Source organism: Mycobacterium sp. WMMD1722 (assembly GCF_049315205.1).
GTDB lineage: Bacteria > Actinomycetota > Actinomycetes > Mycobacteriales > Mycobacteriaceae > Mycobacterium.
On record NZ_CP186056.1, the window covers coordinates 5,274,583 to 5,294,729 of the forward strand.

Annotated in this window: 13 protein-coding genes, 3 rRNA genes and 1 riboswitch; of the genes, 12 read left to right on the forward strand and 4 right to left on the reverse strand. The window is 64.6% G+C overall.

Annotated features, from left to right (window positions below):
- From ACN27E_RS25575 to ACN27E_RS25605, 7 genes are read left to right on the forward strand one after another with little or no spacing between them, the layout of a single operon-like run.
- Positions 1 to 510, forward strand: a complete 510-nt coding sequence (locus ACN27E_RS25575; RefSeq protein ID WP_422745816.1) for a F0F1 ATP synthase subunit B — start codon at positions 1 to 3, stop codon at positions 508 to 510.
- 3 nt (positions 511 to 513) lie between these two features.
- Complete coding sequence (locus tag ACN27E_RS25580; protein WP_422745817.1) at positions 514 to 1,845, forward strand: F0F1 ATP synthase subunit B/delta; 1,332 nt, start codon at positions 514 to 516, stop codon at positions 1,843 to 1,845.
- Positions 1,846 to 1,896: 51 nt separating this feature from the next.
- Positions 1,897 to 3,543, forward strand: coding sequence for a F0F1 ATP synthase subunit alpha (atpA, locus tag ACN27E_RS25585; protein ID WP_422745818.1), 1,647 nt, complete (start codon positions 1,897 to 1,899; stop codon positions 3,541 to 3,543).
- Positions 3,544 to 3,570: 27 nt separating this feature from the next.
- Positions 3,571 to 4,500 (forward strand): F0F1 ATP synthase subunit gamma, encoded by a 930-nt coding sequence (locus ACN27E_RS25590; RefSeq protein WP_422745821.1) that lies wholly within the window; start codon positions 3,571 to 3,573, stop codon positions 4,498 to 4,500.
- A 21-nt stretch (positions 4,501 to 4,521) separates the two neighbouring features.
- Positions 4,522 to 6,072: a F0F1 ATP synthase subunit beta gene (atpD, locus tag ACN27E_RS25595; protein ID WP_422745823.1), complete on the forward strand. Its 1,551-nt coding sequence runs from the start codon at positions 4,522 to 4,524 to the stop codon at positions 6,070 to 6,072.
- A 2-nt stretch (positions 6,073 to 6,074) separates the two neighbouring features.
- The gene (locus ACN27E_RS25600) at positions 6,075 to 6,440 is read left to right on the forward strand and encodes a F0F1 ATP synthase subunit epsilon (RefSeq protein WP_422750125.1); all 366 of its coding nucleotides are present in this window, start codon (positions 6,075 to 6,077) and stop codon (positions 6,438 to 6,440) included.
- Between the two features lie 42 nt (positions 6,441 to 6,482).
- Positions 6,483 to 6,929, forward strand: a complete 447-nt coding sequence (locus ACN27E_RS25605) for a DUF2550 domain-containing protein (protein WP_422745825.1) — start codon at positions 6,483 to 6,485, stop codon at positions 6,927 to 6,929.
- On the opposite strand, the gene ACN27E_RS25610 is transcribed toward ACN27E_RS25605, so the two are convergent.
- On the reverse strand, positions 6,923 to 7,504 hold the full coding sequence (locus ACN27E_RS25610) for a cob(I)yrinic acid a,c-diamide adenosyltransferase (protein WP_422745826.1): 582 nt from the start codon (positions 7,502 to 7,504) through the stop codon (positions 6,923 to 6,925). The genes ACN27E_RS25605 and ACN27E_RS25610 overlap by 7 nt on opposite strands.
- An 81-nt stretch (positions 7,505 to 7,585) precedes the next feature.
- Here ACN27E_RS25610 and murA point away from each other — a divergent pair, with 81 nt between their 5' ends.
- The 4 genes from murA (at position 7,586) to rrf (ending at position 14,527) form a co-directional block, all read left to right on the forward strand.
- Entirely contained in the window at positions 7,586 to 8,839 is a 1,254-nt protein-coding gene (murA, locus tag ACN27E_RS25615; RefSeq protein ID WP_422745828.1) for a UDP-N-acetylglucosamine 1-carboxyvinyltransferase, read from the forward strand.
- Positions 8,840 to 9,199: 360 nt separating this feature from the next.
- A 16S ribosomal RNA gene (locus ACN27E_RS25620) occupies positions 9,200 to 10,717 on the forward strand.
- 435 nt (positions 10,718 to 11,152) lie between these two features.
- Positions 11,153 to 14,273: ribosomal RNA gene (locus tag ACN27E_RS25625) — 23S ribosomal RNA — on the forward strand.
- A 140-nt stretch (positions 14,274 to 14,413) separates the two neighbouring features.
- A 5S ribosomal RNA gene (gene rrf / locus ACN27E_RS25630) occupies positions 14,414 to 14,527 on the forward strand.
- Together the 16S, 23S and 5S rRNA genes form the textbook arrangement of a ribosomal RNA operon.
- A gap of 72 nt (positions 14,528 to 14,599) precedes the next feature.
- Here the strand turns inward: rrf and ACN27E_RS25635 are convergent.
- Positions 14,600 to 15,100, reverse strand: a complete 501-nt coding sequence (locus tag ACN27E_RS25635; protein ID WP_422745830.1) for a methylated-DNA--[protein]-cysteine S-methyltransferase — start codon at positions 15,098 to 15,100, stop codon at positions 14,600 to 14,602.
- Positions 15,097 to 16,587 (reverse strand): AlkA N-terminal domain-containing protein, encoded by a 1,491-nt coding sequence (locus ACN27E_RS25640; RefSeq protein WP_422750127.1) that lies wholly within the window; start codon positions 16,585 to 16,587, stop codon positions 15,097 to 15,099. The genes ACN27E_RS25635 and ACN27E_RS25640 overlap by 4 nt, the downstream gene beginning before the upstream one ends.
- A 106-nt stretch (positions 16,588 to 16,693) precedes the next feature.
- Positions 16,694 to 16,784, forward strand: a riboswitch (glycine riboswitch).
- A gap of 151 nt (positions 16,785 to 16,935) precedes the next feature.
- Between ACN27E_RS25640 and ACN27E_RS25645 the strand changes: the two genes are divergently transcribed.
- Complete coding sequence (locus tag ACN27E_RS25645; protein WP_422745832.1) at positions 16,936 to 18,315, forward strand: L-serine ammonia-lyase; 1,380 nt, start codon at positions 16,936 to 16,938, stop codon at positions 18,313 to 18,315.
- Here the strand turns inward: ACN27E_RS25645 and ACN27E_RS25650 are convergent.
- The gene (locus ACN27E_RS25650; RefSeq protein ID WP_422745833.1) at positions 18,296 to 20,104 is read right to left on the reverse strand and encodes a fatty acyl-AMP ligase; all 1,809 of its coding nucleotides are present in this window, start codon (positions 20,102 to 20,104) and stop codon (positions 18,296 to 18,298) included. The two genes, ACN27E_RS25645 and ACN27E_RS25650, sit on opposite strands and share 20 nt — an antisense overlap.
- Positions 20,105 to 20,147: the final 43 nt, after the last annotated feature.

A 20,147-nucleotide genomic window follows, 5' to 3' on the forward strand; every position in this document is an offset into this window, starting at 1 on the left:
ATGGTTGACCTGAGCACGACCATCCTGGCCGCCGAAGAGGGCGGGGGCGGGAACTTCCTCGTCCCCAACGGCACCTTCTTCTTCGTCCTGCTCATCTTCCTGATCGTTCTCGGCGTCATCGCGAAATTCGTGGTGCCGCCGATCAGCAAGGTGCTGCACGATCGCGAAGCGATGGTCACCAAGACGGTCGAGGACAACCGCAAGTCGGCCGAATTGTTCGCAGCAGCCCAGGCGGACTCCCAGAAGGTGATGGGGTCCGCGCGCCGGGAGGCTGCGGCCATCCGCGACAAGGCCCGCGGCGACGGACGCCAGATCGTCGAGGACCACCGGGCGCGGGCCGGCGCCGAGGCGGCGTCCACGCTGGAGGCGGCCAACGACGAGTTGTCCCGGCAGGGCCGGCAGACGGCCGACGAGTTGCAGACGTCGATCGAGACGCTGTCGGCGACCCTGGCCAGCCGGGTGCTCGGCGTCGAGATCGGTACGCCGACCACCACGGGACAGGGGCGCTAGGGCATGTCGACTTTCATCGGTCAGCTGATCGGGTTCGCGCTCATCGTGTTCCTGGTGGTGCGCTATGTCGTGCCGCCCGTGAAGCGGATGATGAAGACGCAGCAGGACACGGTGCGCCGGCAACTCGAGGAGAGCGCCACCGCGGCCAACAAGGTCGACCAAGCCGACCAGCAGCACGCCAAGGCGGTCGAGGAGGCCAAAGCCGACGCCGCCCGCGTGGTGGAGGAGGCCCGCACCGACGCGGAGAAGATCACCGAGCAGCTGCGGGCGCAGGCCGACGCAGAGGTCGAGCGGATCAAGGTGCAGGGCGCCGCGCAGGTTCAGCTGCTGCGCCAGCAGCTCATCCGGGAACTCCGGTCGCACCTGGGCACCGAGTCGGTCGCCCGCGCCCGCGAGCTGGTGCGCGAGCACGTCTCCGACGACGGCAACCGCTCCGCGACCGTCGACCGGTTCCTCGACGAACTCGACGCGATGGCTCCGTCGGAGGCATCGCTCGACGACGCCGCGGGTGCGCGGTTGCGCGCCACGAGCCGCGACTCGCTCAAGACGCTGGTGGCGCGATTCGACGAGTTGACCGCTGACGTCGACGCGAACGGCCTCACCGGTCTCGGTGACGATTTGGCCGCCGTCGCGAAGCTGCTCAGAAGCGAGCCGGTGCTGAGCAAGCACTTCAGCGAGCCGACCGAACAGGGCGACGCCAAGGCGAACCTGGCCGAGGCGCTGCTGTCGGGCAAGGTCTCCGACAGCGCGCTGGAGTTGGTGAAAACCGCTGCGGCGCAGCGCTGGTCCGAGGAATCGGATCTGCACTACGCGATGCGTCACGTCGCCCAGCTGGCCCTACTGGTCCGCGCCGAGCGCAACGACGAGACCAGCGACGTGGAGGACCAGCTGTTCCGATTCAGCCGGATCCTGGACTCGGAGTCCCGGCTGTCCGCGGTGCTCAGCGACTACACCACTCCGGCGGACGGCCGCATCGAATTGCTGAACCGGCTGCTCGGCGACCAGGCGGGTGACACCACCAAGGCGCTGCTGGCCCAGACGGTCGAGCTGTTGCGCGGTGAGCGCGCCGATGAGGCGGTGCGCGAACTCGCCGGGCTCGCGGTGGCCCGCCGTGGCGAGGTGGTGGCTCACGTCAACGCCGCCGACGGCCTGAGCGACGCGCAGCGCACGCGCCTCACCGAGGTGCTCAGCCGGATCTACGGCCACCCGGTCTCGATCCAGCTGCACATCGCGCCCGAGATCCTTGGTGGCCTGACCATCGCGGTGGGCGACGAGGTCATCGACGGATCCCTGGCCTCGCGCCTCGAATCGGCCGAGACCCGGCTGCCCGACTAACCCCCACTCCAGAACTCACGACAAAGAACTCAGACAGGCAGGAACGAACCCATGGCAGAGTTGACAATCTCGGCTGCTGACATCCAAGGGGCGATCGAGGACTACGTCGCCAACTTCGCCACCGACACCGACCGGGAAGAGATCGGCACCGTCATCGATGCCGGTGACGGCATCGCGCACGTCGAGGGCCTGCCCTCGGTGATGACGCAGGAGCTCCTCGAGTTCCCCGGTGGTGTCCTGGGCGTCGCCCTGAACCTCGACGAGCACAGCATCGGCGCGGTCGTTCTCGGTGACTTCGAGAAGATCGAAGAGGGCCAGCAGGTCAAGCGGACCGGCGAGGTGCTGTCGGTGCCCGTCGGTGACGGCTTCCTCGGCCGCGTCGTGAACCCGCTCGGTCAGCCGATCGACGGCCGCGGCGAGATCGAGACCACCGAGCGTCGTGCACTGGAGCTCCAGGCCCCGTCGGTGGTGCAGCGCCAGGGCGTCAGTGAGCCGCTGCAGACCGGTATCAAGGCCATCGACTCGCAGACGCCGATCGGTCGCGGCCAGCGCCAGCTGATCATCGGCGACCGCAAGACCGGCAAGACCGCGGTCTGTGTGGACACCATCCTCAACCAGCGCCAGAACTGGGAGACCGGTGACCCCGACCAGCAGGTGCGCTGCGTCTACGTCGCCATCGGCCAGAAGGGCACGACGATCGCGTCGGTGCGACGCACCCTCGAAGAGGGCGGCGCGATGGACTACACCACCATCGTCGCGGCCCCGGCGTCGGATTCGGCCGGCTTCAAATGGCTGGCGCCGTACACCGGTTCGGCAATCGCCCAGCACTGGATGTACGACAGCAAGCACGTGCTGATCGTGTTCGACGACCTGACCAAGCATGCTGAGGCCTACCGCGCCATCTCGCTGCTGCTGCGCCGCCCGCCGGGCCGCGAGGCGTTCCCCGGTGACGTGTTCTACCTGCACTCCCGGCTGCTGGAGCGTTGCGCCAAGCTGTCCGACGAACTGGGTGGCGGCTCGATGACCGGCTTGCCGCTGATCGAGACCAAGGCCAACGACATCTCGGCCTACATCCCCACCAACGTCATCTCGATCACCGACGGTCAGTGCTTCCTGGAGACCGACCTGTTCAACCAGGGTGTGCGACCGGCGATCAACGTCGGTGTCTCGGTGTCCCGCGTCGGCGGCGCCGCCCAGATCAAGGCGATGAAAGAGGTCGCCGGTTCGCTGCGTCTGGATCTGTCCCAGTACCGCGAGCTGGAGTCGTTCGCGGCGTTCGCGTCGGACCTGGATGCGGCTTCGAAGGCGCAGCTCGACCGCGGTGCCCGCCTGGTGGAGCTGCTGAAGCAGCCGCAGAACAGCCCGATGCCGGTCGAGGAGCAGGTCGTCGCGATCTTCCTCGGCACCCGCGGCCACCTGGACTCGGTCCCGGTCGAGGACGTGCAGCGTTTCGAGCAGGAACTGCTCGAGCACGTCCGCTCCTCGAAGGACGAGATCCTCAAGGAGATCCGCGAGAGCAAGAAGCTCTCCGACGAGCTCGAGAAGACGCTGACCGACGTCGTCAACGACTTCAAGAAGGGCTTCGAGAGCACCTCCGGCGAGTCGGTGGTTCCCGACGAGAACGTCGACGCCATGGCCGAGGAGGACCTCGAGAAGGAATCGGTCAAGGTCCGCAAGCCCGCCCCGAAGAAGAAGTAAGGCACCGAAGGGTCCAAGGGGAAACACATGGCAGCAACACTGCGCGAATTGCGCGGCCGCATCCGCTCCGCCGGGTCGATCAAGAAGATCACCAAGGCTCAGGAGATGATCGCGACCTCGCGTATCGCCAAGGCGCAGGCCCGAGTCGAAGCGGCTCGGCCCTACGACCGTGAGATCACCAATATGCTCACCGAACTGGCCAGCGCCAGCGCGCTGGACCATCCGTTGCTCGTCGAACGCGAGCAGCCCAAGCGTGCCGGTGTGCTGGTGGTGTCCTCCGACCGCGGGCTGGCCGGCGCCTACAACGCCAACGTGTTCCGCCGCTCCGAGGAGCTGTTCTCGCTGCTCCGCGAGGAGGGCAAAGAGCCGGTGCTCTACGTCGTCGGCCGAAAGGCATTGGGCTACTACAGCTTCCGCAACTGGGACGTGGCCGAGTCGTGGACCGGCTTCTCCGAGCGGCCGGAGTACGAGCATGCGCAGGAGATCGGCAAGACGCTGGTCGAGGCGTTCATGGCCGGTGTCGACGACGAGGGCGACGACGCGGGCGCCGACGGTGTCCTGGGCCTCGACGAACTCCACATCGTCTTCACCGAGTTCCGGTCGATGCTCTCGCAGTCGGCGATCGCCCGCCGCATCGCCCCGATGGTGGTGGAATACAGCGAAGAGGACGACAACAGCCTTCGGACGCTGTTCTCGTTCGAGCCGAGCGCTGAGACGCTGTTCGACGCGCTGCTGCCGCGGTACGTCTCGACGCGCATCTTCGCCGCGATGCTCGAAGCGGCGGCGTCGGAGTCGGCTTCGCGCCGGCGCGCCATGAAGTCGGCGTCCGACAACGCCGACGATCTGATCAAGGACCTGACCCTGATGGCCAACCGTGAGCGGCAGTCCCAGATCACCCAGGAAATCAGCGAAATCGTCGGTGGCGCCAACGCGCTCGCGGACGCCGCCAAGAAGTAGCCCGTAGGAAGCGAAGAGAAAATGACTGCTGCTACCGAACAAAAAGAGTCGACGAAGAGCGGCGACACCACGGGCCGCGTCGTACGCGTGACCGGCCCGGTGGTCGACGTGGAGTTCCCGCGCGGCTCCGTGCCGGAGCTGTTCAACGCTCTGCACGCCGAGATCGACTACAAAGACCTCGCCAAGACCCTGACGCTGGAGGTTGCCCAGCACCTGGGTGACAATCTCGTGCGCTGCATCTCGCTGCAGCCGACCGACGGCCTGGTCCGGGGCGTCGACGTGACCGACACCGGCGCGTCGATCTCGGTCCCGGTGGGCGACGGCGTCAAGGGCCATGTGTTCAACGCCCTGGGCGATTGCCTCGATGATCCGGGCTACGGCAAGGACTTCGAGAAGTGGTCGATCCACCGCAAGCCCCCGGCCTTCGACGAGCTCGAACCGCGTACCGAGATGCTCGAGACCGGTCTGAAGGTCGTCGACCTGCTGACCCCGTACGTCCGTGGCGGCAAGATCGCCCTGTTCGGCGGTGCCGGCGTGGGTAAGACGGTGCTCATCCAGGAGATGATCAACCGTATCGCCCGCAACTTCGGCGGCACCTCGGTCTTCGCCGGCGTGGGTGAGCGCACGCGCGAGGGCAACGACCTCTGGGTCGAGCTCGGCGATGCCAACGTGCTCAAGGACACCGCGCTGGTGTTCGGCCAGATGGACGAGCCGCCGGGCACCCGTATGCGCGTCGCGCTGTCGGCGCTGACGATGGCGGAGTACTTCCGCGACGAGCAGCAGCAGGACGTGCTGCTGTTCATCGACAACATCTTCCGGTTCACCCAGGCCGGTTCGGAGGTCTCGACGCTGCTCGGCCGTATGCCCTCGGCCGTGGGTTACCAGCCGACCCTGGCCGACGAGATGGGTGAGCTCCAGGAGCGCATCACCTCGACGCGCGGTCGCTCCATCACCTCGATGCAGGCCGTGTACGTGCCCGCCGACGACTACACCGACCCGGCGCCGGCCACCACGTTCGCGCACCTCGACGCGACCACGGAGCTGTCCCGAACGGTGTTCTCCAAGGGCATCTTCCCGGCGGTGGACCCGCTGGCGTCGAGCTCGACGATCCTCGACCCCTCGGTCGTGGGCGACGAGCACTACCGCGTCGCTCAGGAAGTCATCCGGATCCTGCAGCGCTACAAGGATCTTCAGGACATCATCGCCATTCTCGGTATCGACGAGCTCGCCGAGGAGGACAAGCAGCTGGTGCAGCGGGCACGTCGTATCGAGCGCTTCCTGAGCCAGAACATGATGGCCGCCGAGCAGTTCACCGGCCAGCCGGGTTCGACGGTTCCGCTCAAGGAGACCATCGAGGCGTTCGACAAGCTGAGCAAGGGCGATTTCGACCACCTGCCCGAGCAGGCGTTCTTCCTCATCGGTGGTCTGGAGGATCTGCAGCGCAAGGCCGAGAGCCTGGGCGCGAAGATCGACGACAACGCCAGTGACGGTGCGCCGGCCCAGAGCGAGTCCAAGGATGACGATTCCAAGGATGACGACTCCAAGGATGACGACGCCGACAAGGGCGAATGACGATGGCCGACCTGGACGTTGAGATCGTCGCCGTCGAGCGGGAGATCTGGTCGGGTAAGGCGTCGTTCGTATTCACTCGGACGACGTCCGGTGAGATCGGCATCCTCCCACGGCACATTCCGCTGGTGGCCCAGCTCGTCGACGACGCCATGGTGCGCGTCGAACGCGAGGGCGAGGACGATCTGCGGGTCGCCGTCGACGGCGGCTTCATGTCGGTGACCGAGTCGAACGTGATCATCCTGGCCGAGTCCGCCGCGCTGGAGTCGGAGATCGACGAGAGCCAGGCGCGCAGCGACGCGGACTCCGACGATCCGGCGACGGCGGCCAGGGGTCGCGCGAGGCTTCGCGCGCTCGGTCAGATCGACTAGCGCGGTCCGCCACCGGGGCGAGCGAAGCGACGGGGAGTACAGATGAGCGCGCCCATGTGGAGCATGGTCGCGCTCGTGGGTGTGCTACTGCTGGTCGTCAGCGTGCTGTTCTATCGGTTGTGGAAGCTGCGCCAGGTCGGCGGCACCGCCGCGATCATGCGTGATTTCCCGGCGGTCGGTGGGCACGGTTGGCGCCACGGCGTGGTGCGGTACCGCGGGGGAGAAGCCGGCTTCTACCGGTTGTCGAGCCTGCGCTGGTGGCCCGACCGCCGGTTGAGCCGCCGCGGCCTGGAAGTGGTGTCCCGCCGATCCCCACGGGGAGACGAATTCGACATCATGACCGACGAGATCGTCGTCCTCGAGCTGCGCGATATCAGTCCCGAGCGGGGCCGCGCGTACGAGATCGCCCTGGACCGTGGCGCATTGACCGCCTTCATGTCCTGGCTCGAGTCGCGGCCGTCGCCGCGTGCGCGCCGGCGCAACTACTGATCGTCGCGGGTACCGCCCGGCTGCCAGAGCACATCGCCGCCCGGATTGGCCACCCGAGACAGGATGAACAGCAGATCCGACAGTCGGTTCAAGTATTTGGCAGGTAGCACACTGATCGAATCGCCATGTGCCGCAACGGCTTCCCAGGCCGATCGCTCGGCGCGTCGGGTGACGGTCCTGGCGACGTGCAGAAGTGCCGACAGCCCGGTGCCGCCGGGCAGGACGAAGGAGTTCAACGCCGGTAGCGGTTCGTTGAATTCGTCGCACCAGGACTCGAGGCGGTCGATGTAGGGCGCGGTGATGCGCAGCGGCGGATATTGCGGATTCTCGACGACCGGCGTGGACAGGTCGGCGCCCGCATCGAACAGGTCGTTCTGGATCTGGCGCAGCACGGTCAGCAGTTGCTCGGGGGGCTCGCCCAACGCGACCGCGACGCCGATCGCAGCGTTGGCCTCGTCGCAATCGGCATAGGCGACCAACCGCGGATCGTTCTTGGACACCCGGCTGAAATCACTCAACCCGGTCGTTCCGTCATCGCCGGTCCGCGTGTAAATACGGGTGAGGTGTACGGCCATGGCCGAAACGGTACCGCGCGGCGTTCGGCCAGTATGTTCCAGGAAACTGACATGGCCGAGAGCGCTGTTTACACTGGCCGCGTGAGCGAGCGATTCGTGGTGACCGGGGGACACCGGTTGTCAGGCGAAGTCGCCGTCGGCGGTGCCAAGAACAGTGTGCTCAAACTGATGGCAGCGTCGCTGCTGGCCGAGGGCACGAGCACGATCACCAACTGCCCGGACATCCTGGACGTCCCGCTGATGGCCGAGGTGCTGCGGGGATTGGGCGCCACGGTCGAACTCGACGGCGACACCGTGCGCATCACCAGTCCCGACGAGCTCAAATACGACGCCGACTTCGCAGCGGTCCGGCAGTTCCGGGCCTCGGTGTGTGTGCTCGGACCACTGGTCGGACGCTGCAACCGCGCGAAAGTCGCGCTACCTGGTGGTGACGCGATCGGTTCGCGTCCGCTCGACATGCACCAGTCCGGTCTGCGCCAGCTCGGTGCCCAGTGCAATATCGAGCACGGTTGTGTGGTCGCCGAGGCCGACGAGCTGCACGGCGCCGACATCCAGCTCGAATTTCCGTCGGTCGGGGCGACCGAGAACATCCTGATGGCTGCGGTGCTCGCCCGGGGGGTGACGACGATCCACAACGTCGCCCGCGAACCCGACGTCGTGGACCTGTGCACGATGCTCAACCAGATGGGCGCGCAGATCAGCGGCGCCGGCTCGTCGGTCCTGACCATCCATGGCGTCGACCGGCTCTATCCGACCGAGCACCGGGTCATCGGGGACCGGATCGTGGCCGCGACGTGGGGCATCGCGGCGGCGATGACGCGCGGTGACATCTCGGTGACCGGCGTCGATCCGTCGCACCTGCAGTTGGTTCTGCACAAGCTGCACGACGCCGGTGCGACAGTCACGCAGAACGACAACGGCTTCCGGATCGTGCAGTACGAGCGGCCGAAAGCGGTCAACGTCGCGACCTTGCCGTTCCCGGGTTTCCCGACCGATCTGCAACCGATGGCCATCGGGCTTGCGGCGATCGCCGACGGGACCTCGATGATCACCGAGAACGTGTTCGAGGCGAGATTCCGCTTCGTCGAGGAGATGATCCGGCTCGGCGCCGACGCCCGTACCGACGGCCATCACGCGGTGGTACGCGGAATCCCGCAGCTTTCGAGTGCGCCGGTCTGGTCGTCCGACATCCGCGCCGGGGCGGGGCTCGTGTTGGCCGGGCTGGTCGCCGACGGCGACACCGAGGTGCACGACGTGTTCCACATCGACCGCGGCTACCCGCTCTTCGTCGAGAACCTCAAGAGTCTGGGCGCCGAGATCGAGCGCGTGGACTAGCACAACAGGGTCGTTCGCGCTGGCGAATCGGTGCCCGATCCGGCCTCTCACCTGCGGATTTTGGCGAAGACGGGATCAGCGCGTATGGTTATCGCATACCGAACGCCCCCGGGTTGAAAAAACCCGGAGGAGAGGTTGACCCAGGCGAGCAAGATGTATTAAGCTGGCAGGGTTGCCTGCGAGACGGGTGTGTTGTTTGAGAACTCAATAGTGTGTTTGGTGGTTTTTGTTTGTTGTTTTTGTTGTGCCATGCCTTCTTTTTCCCGTTTAGGGGGTGTGGTTTTTTGCCAGATGTTTCTGGTTGTGATCGGATTTTTCTGATTCGAATTCGCCTGCCGGCTTGGCCGGTTGGGTTGTTTTTGTTTGGAGAGTTTGATCCTGGCTCAGGACGAACGCTGGCGGCGTGCTTAACACATGCAAGTCGAACGGAAAGGCCTTTCGGGGTACTCGAGTGGCGAACGGGTGAGTAACACGTGGGTGATCTGCCCTGCACTTTGGGATAAGCCTGGGAAACTGGGTCTAATACCGAATATACCTCCTTGGTTGCATGATCTTGGGGGGAAAGCTTTTGCGGTGTGGGATGGGCCCGCGGCCTATCAGCTTGTTGGTGGGGTGATGGCCTACCAAGGCGACGACGGGTAGCCGGCCTGAGAGGGTGTCCGGCCACACTGGGACTGAGATACGGCCCAGACTCCTACGGGAGGCAGCAGTGGGGAATATTGCACAATGGGCGCAAGCCTGATGCAGCGACGCCGCGTGGGGGATGACGGCCTTCGGGTTGTAAACCTCTTTCAGCACAGACGAAGCGCAAGTGACGGTATGTGCAGAAGAAGCACCGGCCAACTACGTGCCAGCAGCCGCGGTAATACGTAGGGTGCGAGCGTTGTCCGGAATTACTGGGCGTAAAGAGCTCGTAGGTGGTTTGTCGCGTTGTTCGTGAAAACTCACAGCTTAACTGTGGGCGTGCGGGCGATACGGGCAGACTGGAGTACTGCAGGGGAGACTGGAATTCCTGGTGTAGCGGTGGAATGCGCAGATATCAGGAGGAACACCGGTGGCGAAGGCGGGTCTCTGGGCAGTAACTGACGCTGAGGAGCGAAAGCGTGGGGAGCGAACAGGATTAGATACCCTGGTAGTCCACGCCGTAAACGGTGGGTACTAGGTGTGGGTTTCCTTCCTTGGGATCCGTGCCGTAGCTAACGCATTAAGTACCCCGCCTGGGGAGTACGGCCGCAAGGCTAAAACTCAAAGGAATTGACGGGGGCCCGCACAAGCGGCGGAGCATGTGGATTAATTCGATGCAACGCGAAGAACCTTACCTGGGTTTGACATGCACAGGACGCTCATAGAGATATGGGTTCCCTTGTGGCCTGTGTGCAGGTGGTGCATGGCTGTCGTCAGCTCGTGTCGTGAGATGTTGGGTTAAGTCCCGCAACGAGCGCAACCCTTGTCCTGTGTTGCCAGCACGTCGTGGTGGGGACTCGCAGGAGACTGCCGGGGTCAACTCGGAGGAAGGTGGGGATGACGTCAAGTCATCATGCCCCTTATGTCCAGGGCTTCACACATGCTACAATGGCCGGTACAAAGGGCTGCGATGCCGTGAGGTGGAGCGAATCCTTGAAAGCCGGTCTCAGTTCGGATCGGGGTCTGCAACTCGACCCCGTGAAGTCGGAGTCGCTAGTAATCGCAGATCAGCAACGCTGCGGTGAATACGTTCCCGGGCCTTGTACACACCGCCCGTCACGTCATGAAAGTCGGTAACACCCGAAGCCGGTGGCCTAACCCTTGTGGAGGGAGCCGTCGAAGGTGGGATCGGCGATTGGGACGAAGTCGTAACAAGGTAGCCGTACCGGAAGGTGCGGCTGGATCACCTCCTTTCTAAGGAGCACCACGAGACCCGGCCAGTCCCCGCAGATCGCGGGATCGGCTGTTGTCGGGCGATTCGTGTGAATAGCTCTCACCTGTAGTGGGTGGGGGTTTGGTGCACAACAAGCCGTGCCGGTGGGTGGGGAAAGCCCATGTCGGTGAAAGAGATTGCCAGACACACTGTTGGGTCCTGAGGCAACAGGCCCGCGGGCTCACTCCGGAATGGGGGTGGGTGCCGGCTCTCTCCCCTGTGGGGGTGGGGGTTCTGGTTGCTGCCCTGCTTTGGTGGTGGGGTGTGGTGTTTGATTTGTGGATAGTGGTTGCGAGCATCTCAACGATGTACTGCGCGTAGAGGGCTTCTTCCTCCTTGTGGGGTGGGGGTGCTTCTGGGTGTGGTGTGTTGTTGGTGTTAATGCAATTTTTCTGAACTCATTTTTTGGTGTTGTGTTGTAAGTGTTTAAGGGCGCATGGTGGATGCCTTGGCACTGGGAGCCGATGAAGGACGTGGGAGGCTGCGTTATGCCTCGGGGAGCTGTCAACCGAGCGTGGATCCGAGGATGTCCGAATGGGGAAACCCGGCACGAGTGATGTCGTGTCACCCGTATCTGAATACATAGGGTACGGGGGGGAACGCGGGGAAGTGAAACATCTCAGTACCCGTAGGAAGAGAAAACAAAAGTGATTCCGTGAGTAGTGGCGAGCGAAAGCGGAGGATGGCTAAACCGTATGCATGTGATACCCGGCAGGGGTTGTGTGTGTGGTGTTGTGGGGTTCATCAATCTCAGATCTGCCGGTCTGGGCTGCAGTGAGAAAAGCTCGTGTTAGTCGAACTGGTTTGGGATGGCCGGCCGTAGAGGGTGAGAGTCCCGTAGGTGAAAACACGTGCTCTGTAGTGATGGATGCCCGAGTAGCAGCGGGCCCGTGGAATCTGCTGTGAATCTGCCGGGACCACCCGGTAAGCCTGAATACTTCTCAGTGACCGATAGCGGATAGTACCGTGAGGGAATGGTGAAAAGTACCCCGGGAGGGGAGTGAAATAGTACCTGAAACCGTGCGCTTACAATCCGTCAGAGCCTTCGTTTTTAACGTGGGGTGATGGCGTGCCTTTTGAAGAATGAGCCTGCGAGTCAGGGACATGTCGCGAGGTTAACCCGTGTGGGGTAGCCGCAGCGAAAGCGAGTCTGAATAGGGCGTATCACGTCAATAGTGGCGTGTGTAGTGGTGTGTTCTGGACCCGAAGCGGAGTGATCTACCCATGGCCAGGGTGAAGCAGCAGTAAGATGTTGTGGAGGCCCGAACCCACTTAGGTTGAAGACTGAGGGGATGAGCTGTGGGTAGGGGTGAAAGGCCAATCAAACTCCGTGATAGCTGGTTCTCCCCGAAATGCATTTAGGTGCAGCGTTGCATGTTTCTTGTTGGAGGTAGAGCTACTGGATGGCCGATGGGCCCTACTAGGTTACTGACGTCAGCCAAACTCCGAATGCCGACAAGTGAAAGTGTGGCAGTGAGACGGCGGGGGATAAGCTCCGTGCGTCGAGAGGGAAACAGCCCAGATCGCCGGCTAAGGCCCCTAAGCGTGTGCTAAGTGGAAAAGGATGTGCAGTCGCGAAGACAACCAGGAGGTTGGCTTAGAAGCAGCCACCCTTGAAAGAGTGCGTAATAGCTCACTGGTCAAGTGATTGTGCGCCGATAATGTAGCGGGGCTCAAGCACACCGCCGAAGCCGCGGCATCAACTTTTGTTGATGGGTAGGGGAGCGTCCTGCATCCGGTGAAGCAGCCGAGTGATCGTGTTGTGGAGGGTGTGGGAGTGAGAATGCAGGCATGAGTAGCGATAAGGCAAGTGAGAACCTTGCCCGCCGAAAGACCAAGGGTTCCTGGGCCAGGCCAGTCCGCCCAGGGTGAGTCGGGACCTAAGGCGAGGCCGACAGGCGTAGTCGATGGACAGCGGGTTGATATTCCCGTACCCGTGTGTGAGCGTCCCTGATGAATCACCGGTACTAACCATCCAAACGAGGAGTCACCAATCCCTTCGGGGTGCGGGTCTTCTCCGCTGCGTGGGACCTTCGGTGGTAGTAGTCAAGCGATGGGGTGACGCAGGAAGGTAGCCGTACCAGTCAGTGGTTGTACTGGGGTAAGCCTGTAGGGAGAGCGATAGGTAAATCCGTCGTTCACAGATCCTGAGAGGTGATGCATAGCCGTTTGAGGCGAATTCGGTGATCCTATGCTGCCAAGAAAAGCCTCTAGCGAGTGCGCACACGGCCCGTACCCCAAACCGACACAGGTGGTCAGGTAGAGAATACCAAGGCGTACGAGTGAACTATGGTTAAGGAACTCGGCAAAATGCCCCCGTAACTTCGGGAGAAGGGGGACCCCCATGGCGTGACGGATCTTTACGGTCTCGAGCGTGAGGGGGTGGCACAAACCAGTGAGAAGCGACTGTTTACTAAAAACACAGGTCCGTGCGAAGTCGCAAGACGATGTATACGGACTGACGCCTGCCCGGTGCTGGAAGGTTAAGAGGACCGGTTAACCCTTCGGGGTGAAGCTGAGAATTTAAGCCCCAGTAAACGGCGGTGGTAACTATAACCATCCTAAGGTAGCGAAATTCCTTGTCGGGTAAGTTCCGACCTGCACGAATGGCGTAACGACTTCTCAACTGTCTCAACCATAGACTCGGCGAAATTGCATTACGAGTAAAGATGCTCGTTACGCGCGGCAGGACGAAAAGACCCCGGGACCTTCACTACAACTTGGTATTGGAGTTCGATACGGTTTGTGTAGGATAGGTGGGAGACTGTGAAGCATTCACGCCAGTGAGTGTGGAGTCGTTGTTGAAATACCACTCTGGTCGTATTGGGCTTCTAACCTCGAACCGTATATCCGGTTCAGGGACAGTGCCTGGTGGGTAGTTTAACTGGGGCGGTTGCCTCCTAAAATGTAACGGAGGCGCCCAAAGGTTCCCTCAACCTGGACGGCAATCAGGTGTTGAGTGTAAGTGCACAAGGGAGCTTGACTGCGAGACGTACATGTCGAGCAGGGACGAAAGTCGGGACTAGTGATCCGGCACCTCTGAGTGGAAGGGGTGTCGCTCAACGGATAAAAGGTACCCCGGGGATAACAGGCTGATCTTCCCCAAGAGTCCATATCGACGGGATGGTTTGGCACCTCGATGTCGGCTCGTCGCATCCTGGGGCTGGAGCAGGTCCCAAGGGTTGGGCTGTTCGCCCATTAAAGCGGCACGCGAGCTGGGTTTAGAACGTCGTGAGACAGTTCGGTCTCTATCCGCCGCGCGCGTCAGAAGCTTGAGGAAATCTGTCCCTAGTACGAGAGGACCGGGACGGACGAACCTCTGGTCTACCAGTTGTTCCACCAGGAGCACCGCTGGATAGCCACGTTCGGACAGGATAACCGCTGAAAGCATCTAAGCGGGAAACCCCCTCCAAGACCAGGCTTCTCACCCATTAAGTGGGATAAGGCCCCCCGCAGACCACGGGATCGATAGACCAGACCTGCACACCTAGTAATAGGCGTAGGGAACTGGCACTAACCGGCCGAAAACTTACACACACCCAAAACCAAAGGTGAGTGTGTTAACACCAACGACGCCCGCAACCACACCCACACCAGAATCAACCACGATTCACACCCCACCACCAAAAAACACTTCCCCCACCACGGGGGATCACTCAAAAACGAGTGAATACAGTTACGGCGGTCCATAGCGGCAGGGAAACGCCCGGTCCCATCCCGAACCCGGAAGCTAAGCCTGCCAGCGCCGATGATACTACCCACACGGGTGGAAAAGTAGGACACCGCCGAACACCCTTTCACCTCGGCCCCCGACTTCGGTTGGGGGCCGAGGCTTTTTCATATGTGTTCGAAGGGAATTGGTTTCAGTCGAATAGGGTCGGAGTCGCCGAATTCGCCATTCTTTCCAATGCGAGCAGTAGTCGCTTGCGGTCGAGTCCACCGCCATATCCGGTGAGGCTGCCGTTCGCCCCGATCACGCGATGACACGGGACGATGATGCCGACGGGATTGTGGCCGTTGGCCAGCCCCACCGCCCGGAACGCACCCGGCGCCCCGATCTTGCGGGCGATCTCCGCATAGGAGCGGGTCTCGCCGTACGGAATCGTCAAAAGCGCCTCCCATACCCGGCGCTGAAACGCTGTTCCCGTCAACTCCAGTTCGAGATCGAATGTGGTGAGTTCGCCGCGGAAGTACGCCGCCAACTGGGCGACCGCATCGTCGAAGATGCCATCATCGCGCGACCAGCCGGTGCGGTTCGGATCGTAGGTCTGATCGACCATCCGCAGATGCATCAGTCGGCCGTCGCGTCCGGCCAGCGTCAGCGGGCCTACGGGACTGTCCACGGTCCGGAAGAACATGCTCATGACATCGTCTCCTTCGGCGGCCAGTCGTTGACCGCGTGATCGAGCGCCGTCCACAGGTGTTGTGTGACGTAGGCGCGCCAGGGTCGCCACGCCGAACTACGCTCGGTCAACCCGCGGATGTCGTCGGGCAGCGAGAGCGCCCGCGCTGCGGCGCGCACGCCGAGGTCTCCCACCGGGAAGGCGTCGGGATCGCCGAGGCCGCGCATTGCCACCACCTCGGCGGTCCAGGGGCCGATGCCCGGTACCGCGAGCAGTCGCTCGCGCGCTGCGTTCCAGTCGCTACCGGGGCCGAGCTCGACCTCGCCGGCGGCCAGGGCGCCCACGAGCGCGACCACGGTCCGTTGCCGGGCGCGGGGAAGTGCCAGATGCGCCGGGTCGATCTCCGCCAGCTGTTCGACGCTGGGGAACACATGTGTCAGACCGCCGACGGGATCCGAGACGGGCCGGCCGTAATTGGCGGCCAGCCGGCCGGCATGGGTGCGCGCCGCCTTGAGCGAGACCTGCTGGCCGAGAACCACCCGAAGCGCGAGCTCGGACTCGTCGACCGTGCGCGGGATCCGTTGACCGGGTGCCTTGGCGACCAGTGCGGCCAGCGCCGGATCCTCGCACAGCGCGTCGATGACCGCCTCCGGATCGGCATCGAGATCGAGCAACCGCCGGCAGCGGGCGATCGCACTGGTCAGATCACGCAGATCGTCGAGATACAACCGACAGCCGACGTGGTCGTGCTGCGGCGTCAGGCTCACCACCGCACTGCCGTGGGGCAACCGCAATGTGCGGCGAAATGCGCCGTCCCGGAATTCCTCCACCCCGTGGACGGCGCTGGCCGCGAGGTGGCCGAACAGACCCTCGTAGGCGAACGGCGTCCGCACCGGCAGGCGCAACGACATCGGACCGGGTCCGACCGACGTGTTCACCGTCCGCCCGCGGGCCCGGCGGCGAAGTTCGGTGGGGGTCAGATCGCACACCGCGCGCACCGTGTCGTTGAACTGGCGGATGCTGGCGAAACCGGCGGCGAAGGCGACGTCGGAGAATGCCAGCTCGGTGGCCTCGATGAGCAGCCGGGCGGTCTGCGCGCGCTGCGCCCGCGCCAACGCCAACGGATTCGCCCCGACCTCAGCGTGCAGGATGCGCTGTAGCTGGCGGGAGGTGTAGCCCAGCCCCGCCGCCAGCCCGGTCACTCCGTCGCGGTCGACCACCCCGTCGGCGATCAGGCGCATCGCCCGCGCCGCGACGTCACCCCGGACGTTCCACTCCGGCGAACCGGGCGACGCGTCGGGCCGGCATCGTTTACAGGCGCGGAAACCTTCGGCCTGAGCGGCCGCCGCCGTGGCGAAGAAGCGTATGTTGCGGGCGAACGGCGGCCGGACCGGGCAACTCGGGCGGCAGTAGATTCCGGTACTGCGCACCGCCGTGACGAACCAGCCGTCGAATCGCGCGTCCTTGGACTGAACGGCCCGATAGCAGCGGTCGAAGTCGTCGTGCACGATGTCCACACTTACACCCGGCCACCGACAGCACTGGCGGAAATCCGACATGGTGGTCCACCGCGCGGACCTGTGATTTGATGACGGATACAACTGCACACGCCACCGACGCGCAGCGGGAGAACCCACCGAGGTGGGCGCCGTAGGAGCAATGTCCTCCCCGGGAATCTCTCAGGCACCAGTACCGCTGCGACGAGGCAACTCTGGAGAAAGCGCTCCGCGCTTACCGAAGGTGAACCGCAGCCGCCTGCGTCGGCCGCCAATCTCTCAGGTCCCACGGACAGAGCGGGGAGGGGCCACAGCGAGCCGTTCGACATCACCGTCGGACGCCGATCCCCGGAGCGACCCATGACCGTCAGCGTCTTCGACCTCTTCTCCGTCGGTATCGGCCCGTCGAGCTCCCACACCGTCGGACCGATGCGTGCGGCGGCCACGTTCGCCGCAGACCTGCGCCGACAGAATCTCCTCTCCGTCGTCGACGGTCTCGACGTGACGGTGTACGGATCGCTCGCGGCCACCGGCGACGGACACGCCACCTTCACCGCGATGATGCTCGGACTCGAGGGGCTACAGCCAGACGCGGTGACGGTGGACGAGATGGAGCAGACGCTCGCCCGCCAGCGCGCGACCGGTGAGATCCGCCTCGACGGTCGATCGTCCATCCGGTTGAGCAGCGCCGACATCGTCCGTCGTCCCACCGAGATGCTCTCCCGTCACCCCAACGCCATGACGTTCACCGCCCGACACGCCGGCGCCGTCGCACTCGAGCGGACCTACTACTCGGTCGGCGGCGGCTTCGTCGTGACCGACGGTGAACCCGAGACCGCAACCGCCGAGACTCCGTCGCCCTACACGTTCAGCAGCGCTGCGGAACTCCTCGAACTGACCCGCCGCCATCATCTACCGGTCAGCGACGTCATGTTCGCCCACGAATCGACGCTGCGACCCCGCGCCGAGATCACCGCGGGACTGCTGCACCTTCGCGACGTGATGGCCGACTGTGCCGCCAACGGCATGGCACGCACCGGCGATCTGCCGGGCGCGTTGGCGGTGCACCGCCGGGCCCACGGCTGGCATCAGCGCCTGCGCACCGAAGACCCCGATCGCGATCCGCTCTTCGCGCAGGACTGGGTCAACCTCATCGCCCTGGCGGTCAACGAGGAGAACGCCTCCGGCGGACGGGTCGTCACCGCACCCACCAACGGCGCCGCCGGCATCATTCCCGCGGTCCTGCACTACGCCGAGCACTACACCGCCGCCGGGCAGGCCGATCGCGACCGCGTCGCGGTGCGGTTCCTGCTCACCGCCGGCGCGATCGGATCGCTGTACAAGCAGCGGGCGTCCATCTCCGGCGCCGAGGTCGGCTGTCAGGGAGAGGTGGGATCGGCGGCCTCGATGGCCGCGGGTGCCCTCGCCGAGATCCTCGGTGGCACGCCCGAACAGGTGGAGAACGCCGCCGAGATCGCGATGGAGCACTGCCTCGGGCTGACCTGCGATCCGATCGGCGGGCTGGTGCAGATCCCGTGTATCGAACGCAACGCGATCTCGGCCAACAAGGCGATCACCGCGGCGCGGATGGCGCTGCGCGGCGACGGCACCCACCGGGTCAGCCTCGACGAGGTCATCGAGACGATGCGCGTCACCGGACTCGACATGAGTCACAAATACAAGGAGACCGCACTCGGAGGGCTGGCCGCCCAGGTCGGGGTCAACGTCGTGGAGTGCTGATCACGCCCGCGAAGGTGCCCGCGAGATAGCCGTCGCGGCAGGCCCGGCGGGCCAGCTTGCCGCTCGTCGTGCGCGGAATGGCGCCGGCCGGCACCAGACGGACATCGTCGACCACCAGCCCGTGGCGGGCCGCGACGGCCGCGCGGATCGCCTGTAGCTCCGGTTCCGGATCCACGCGCCGAGTGCCCGACGCACGTTCGGCAACGATCACCAGACGCCCATCGGGCACCGTGAATGCCGTCGCGTATCCCGCCCGCACGATCGGCGACGCGTCCGCCGCGGTCTTCTCGATGTCCTGGGGATAGTGGTGCGCACCGTCGAGCACGATCAGATCGGCGACTCGGCCGGTCACGTAGAGATCGCCGTCCACGAACACCCCGAGATCGCCGGTCCGGAAGAAGCCTGCCCCGTCCGGGACGCCGGCGGCGTGGCTGCCCGCAGCGAGTCGCGATCGCAGGACGGCGCCGAATTTCTCCCGCGTCTCCGTCGGGCGGTCCCAGTACCGCCGTGCGACGTTGTCCCCGTGCAACCAGATCTCGCCCACCCGCCCGTCGGGCACTTCGGCGCCGTCGGGGTCCACGATGACGGCCCACTGGGACCGCGCGATCTGCCCGCACGGCACGTGCGCCACGGCGCGGTCGCTGTCCGGCGCGACGGCGACCGCCCGGTCGTCGGTCAGCGCGGCGCGATCGAAGAACGTCTGACGGGGTTCGGCGTCGGGTGCGATGGTCGAGACGAACAGCGTCGCCTCGGCGATGCCGTAGGACGGTTTGATCGCCGTCGGCGGCAGACCGTAGGGCGCGAAGGCGGCGCTGAACGTCCGGATGGCGGCCATGCTGACCGGTTCGGATCCGACGATCATCACGACGTTGCTCAGGTCGACGTCGTCCTCGGCGGCGGGCCGACCGCGCTGAGCGGTGTACTCGTAGGCGAAATTCGGCGCGGCCGTCACCACGCGTCCGTGGCGGGAGCCGTCCGACAGCGCGGAGATCCAGCGCTGCGGCCGGCGTAGATAGGCGGTGGGGGACAGCAGCGTGGAATGGCCGCCGTACACGGCGGGAAAGCCGATCATCGACAGGCCCATGTCGTGGTACAGCGGCAACCAGCTGACGCCGTGGGTGTTGCGGTCGAGCAGATCGATGGACAGGATCATCTGGATCAGATTGGTCCCGACGGCCCGATGGGTGACCTCCACGCCGACGGGCGCGCGCGTCGCTCCGGAGGTGTATTGCAGGTGGGAGACGTCGTCGACATCGAGCACCACCGGAGCAAAGGCGTCACCGTCGGTATCGGGGATCTCGTCGAGCACCACCACGCGGATGTCGGGATTGACGGTGCAGAGGTGGTCGACGACCGCACCGCGCACGGCCGTGGTGGTGAGCACGACGCGCGGGCGTGAGTCGCGCAGCGCGGTGTCGAGACGTTCGGCGTGTCCCTGCAGTTCGGGGGCGAACAGCGGTACGGCGATGGCGCCGGCCTTCACAGCCCCGAAGAAACCGGCGACGTAGTCCAACCCCTGGGGCGCGAGGATCGCCACCCGGTCGCCGCGGTCGCACAGCTGCTGGACCCGTGCGCCGATGGCCCTGATCCGGCGGCCGAGCTGGTCCCAGGTGAGTTCCGCGGCCCGGCCGTCCTGCCCGGCGGTGTAGTCGAGGTACCGGTAGGCCACCGCGTCACCCACGTGGGCGATGTTCCGGTCGATCAGCGAGATCAGGGTGACGCCCGGCGGCAGCACGATGGCGCCCCGGTCGTCGAGGCAGTCCTCGATCTGCAGCAGGCCCTCACTCATACCGTCGAGTTTAGTTACCGTGACGGCTGGTATCACATACCTT

Bases quoted from the DNA above. Each gene is read 5' to 3' on its own strand.
- ACN27E_RS25575 (WP_422745816.1), top strand. From the start codon at position 1: ATGGTTGACCTGAGCACGACCATCCTGGCCGCCGAAGAGGGCGGGGGC.
- ACN27E_RS25580 (WP_422745817.1), top strand. From the start codon at position 514: ATGTCGACTTTCATCGGTCAGCTGATCGGGTTCGCGCTCATCGTGTTC.
- atpA (WP_422745818.1), top strand. From the start codon at position 1,897: ATGGCAGAGTTGACAATCTCGGCTGCTGACATCCAAGGGGCGATCGAG.
- ACN27E_RS25590 (WP_422745821.1), top strand. From the start codon at position 3,571: ATGGCAGCAACACTGCGCGAATTGCGCGGCCGCATCCGCTCCGCCGGG.
- atpD (WP_422745823.1), top strand. From the start codon at position 4,522: ATGACTGCTGCTACCGAACAAAAAGAGTCGACGAAGAGCGGCGACACC.
- ACN27E_RS25600 (WP_422750125.1), top strand. From the start codon at position 6,075: ATGGCCGACCTGGACGTTGAGATCGTCGCCGTCGAGCGGGAGATCTGG.
- ACN27E_RS25605 (WP_422745825.1), top strand. From the start codon at position 6,483: ATGAGCGCGCCCATGTGGAGCATGGTCGCGCTCGTGGGTGTGCTACTG.
- ACN27E_RS25610 (WP_422745826.1), bottom strand. From the start codon at position 7,504: ATGGCCGTACACCTCACCCGTATTTACACGCGGACCGGCGATGACGGA.
- ACN27E_RS25635 (WP_422745830.1), bottom strand. From the start codon at position 15,100: ATGAGCATGTTCTTCCGGACCGTGGACAGTCCCGTAGGCCCGCTGACG.
- ACN27E_RS25645 (WP_422745832.1), top strand. From the start codon at position 16,936: ATGACCGTCAGCGTCTTCGACCTCTTCTCCGTCGGTATCGGCCCGTCG.
- ACN27E_RS25650 (WP_422745833.1), bottom strand. From the start codon at position 20,104: ATGAGTGAGGGCCTGCTGCAGATCGAGGACTGCCTCGACGACCGGGGC.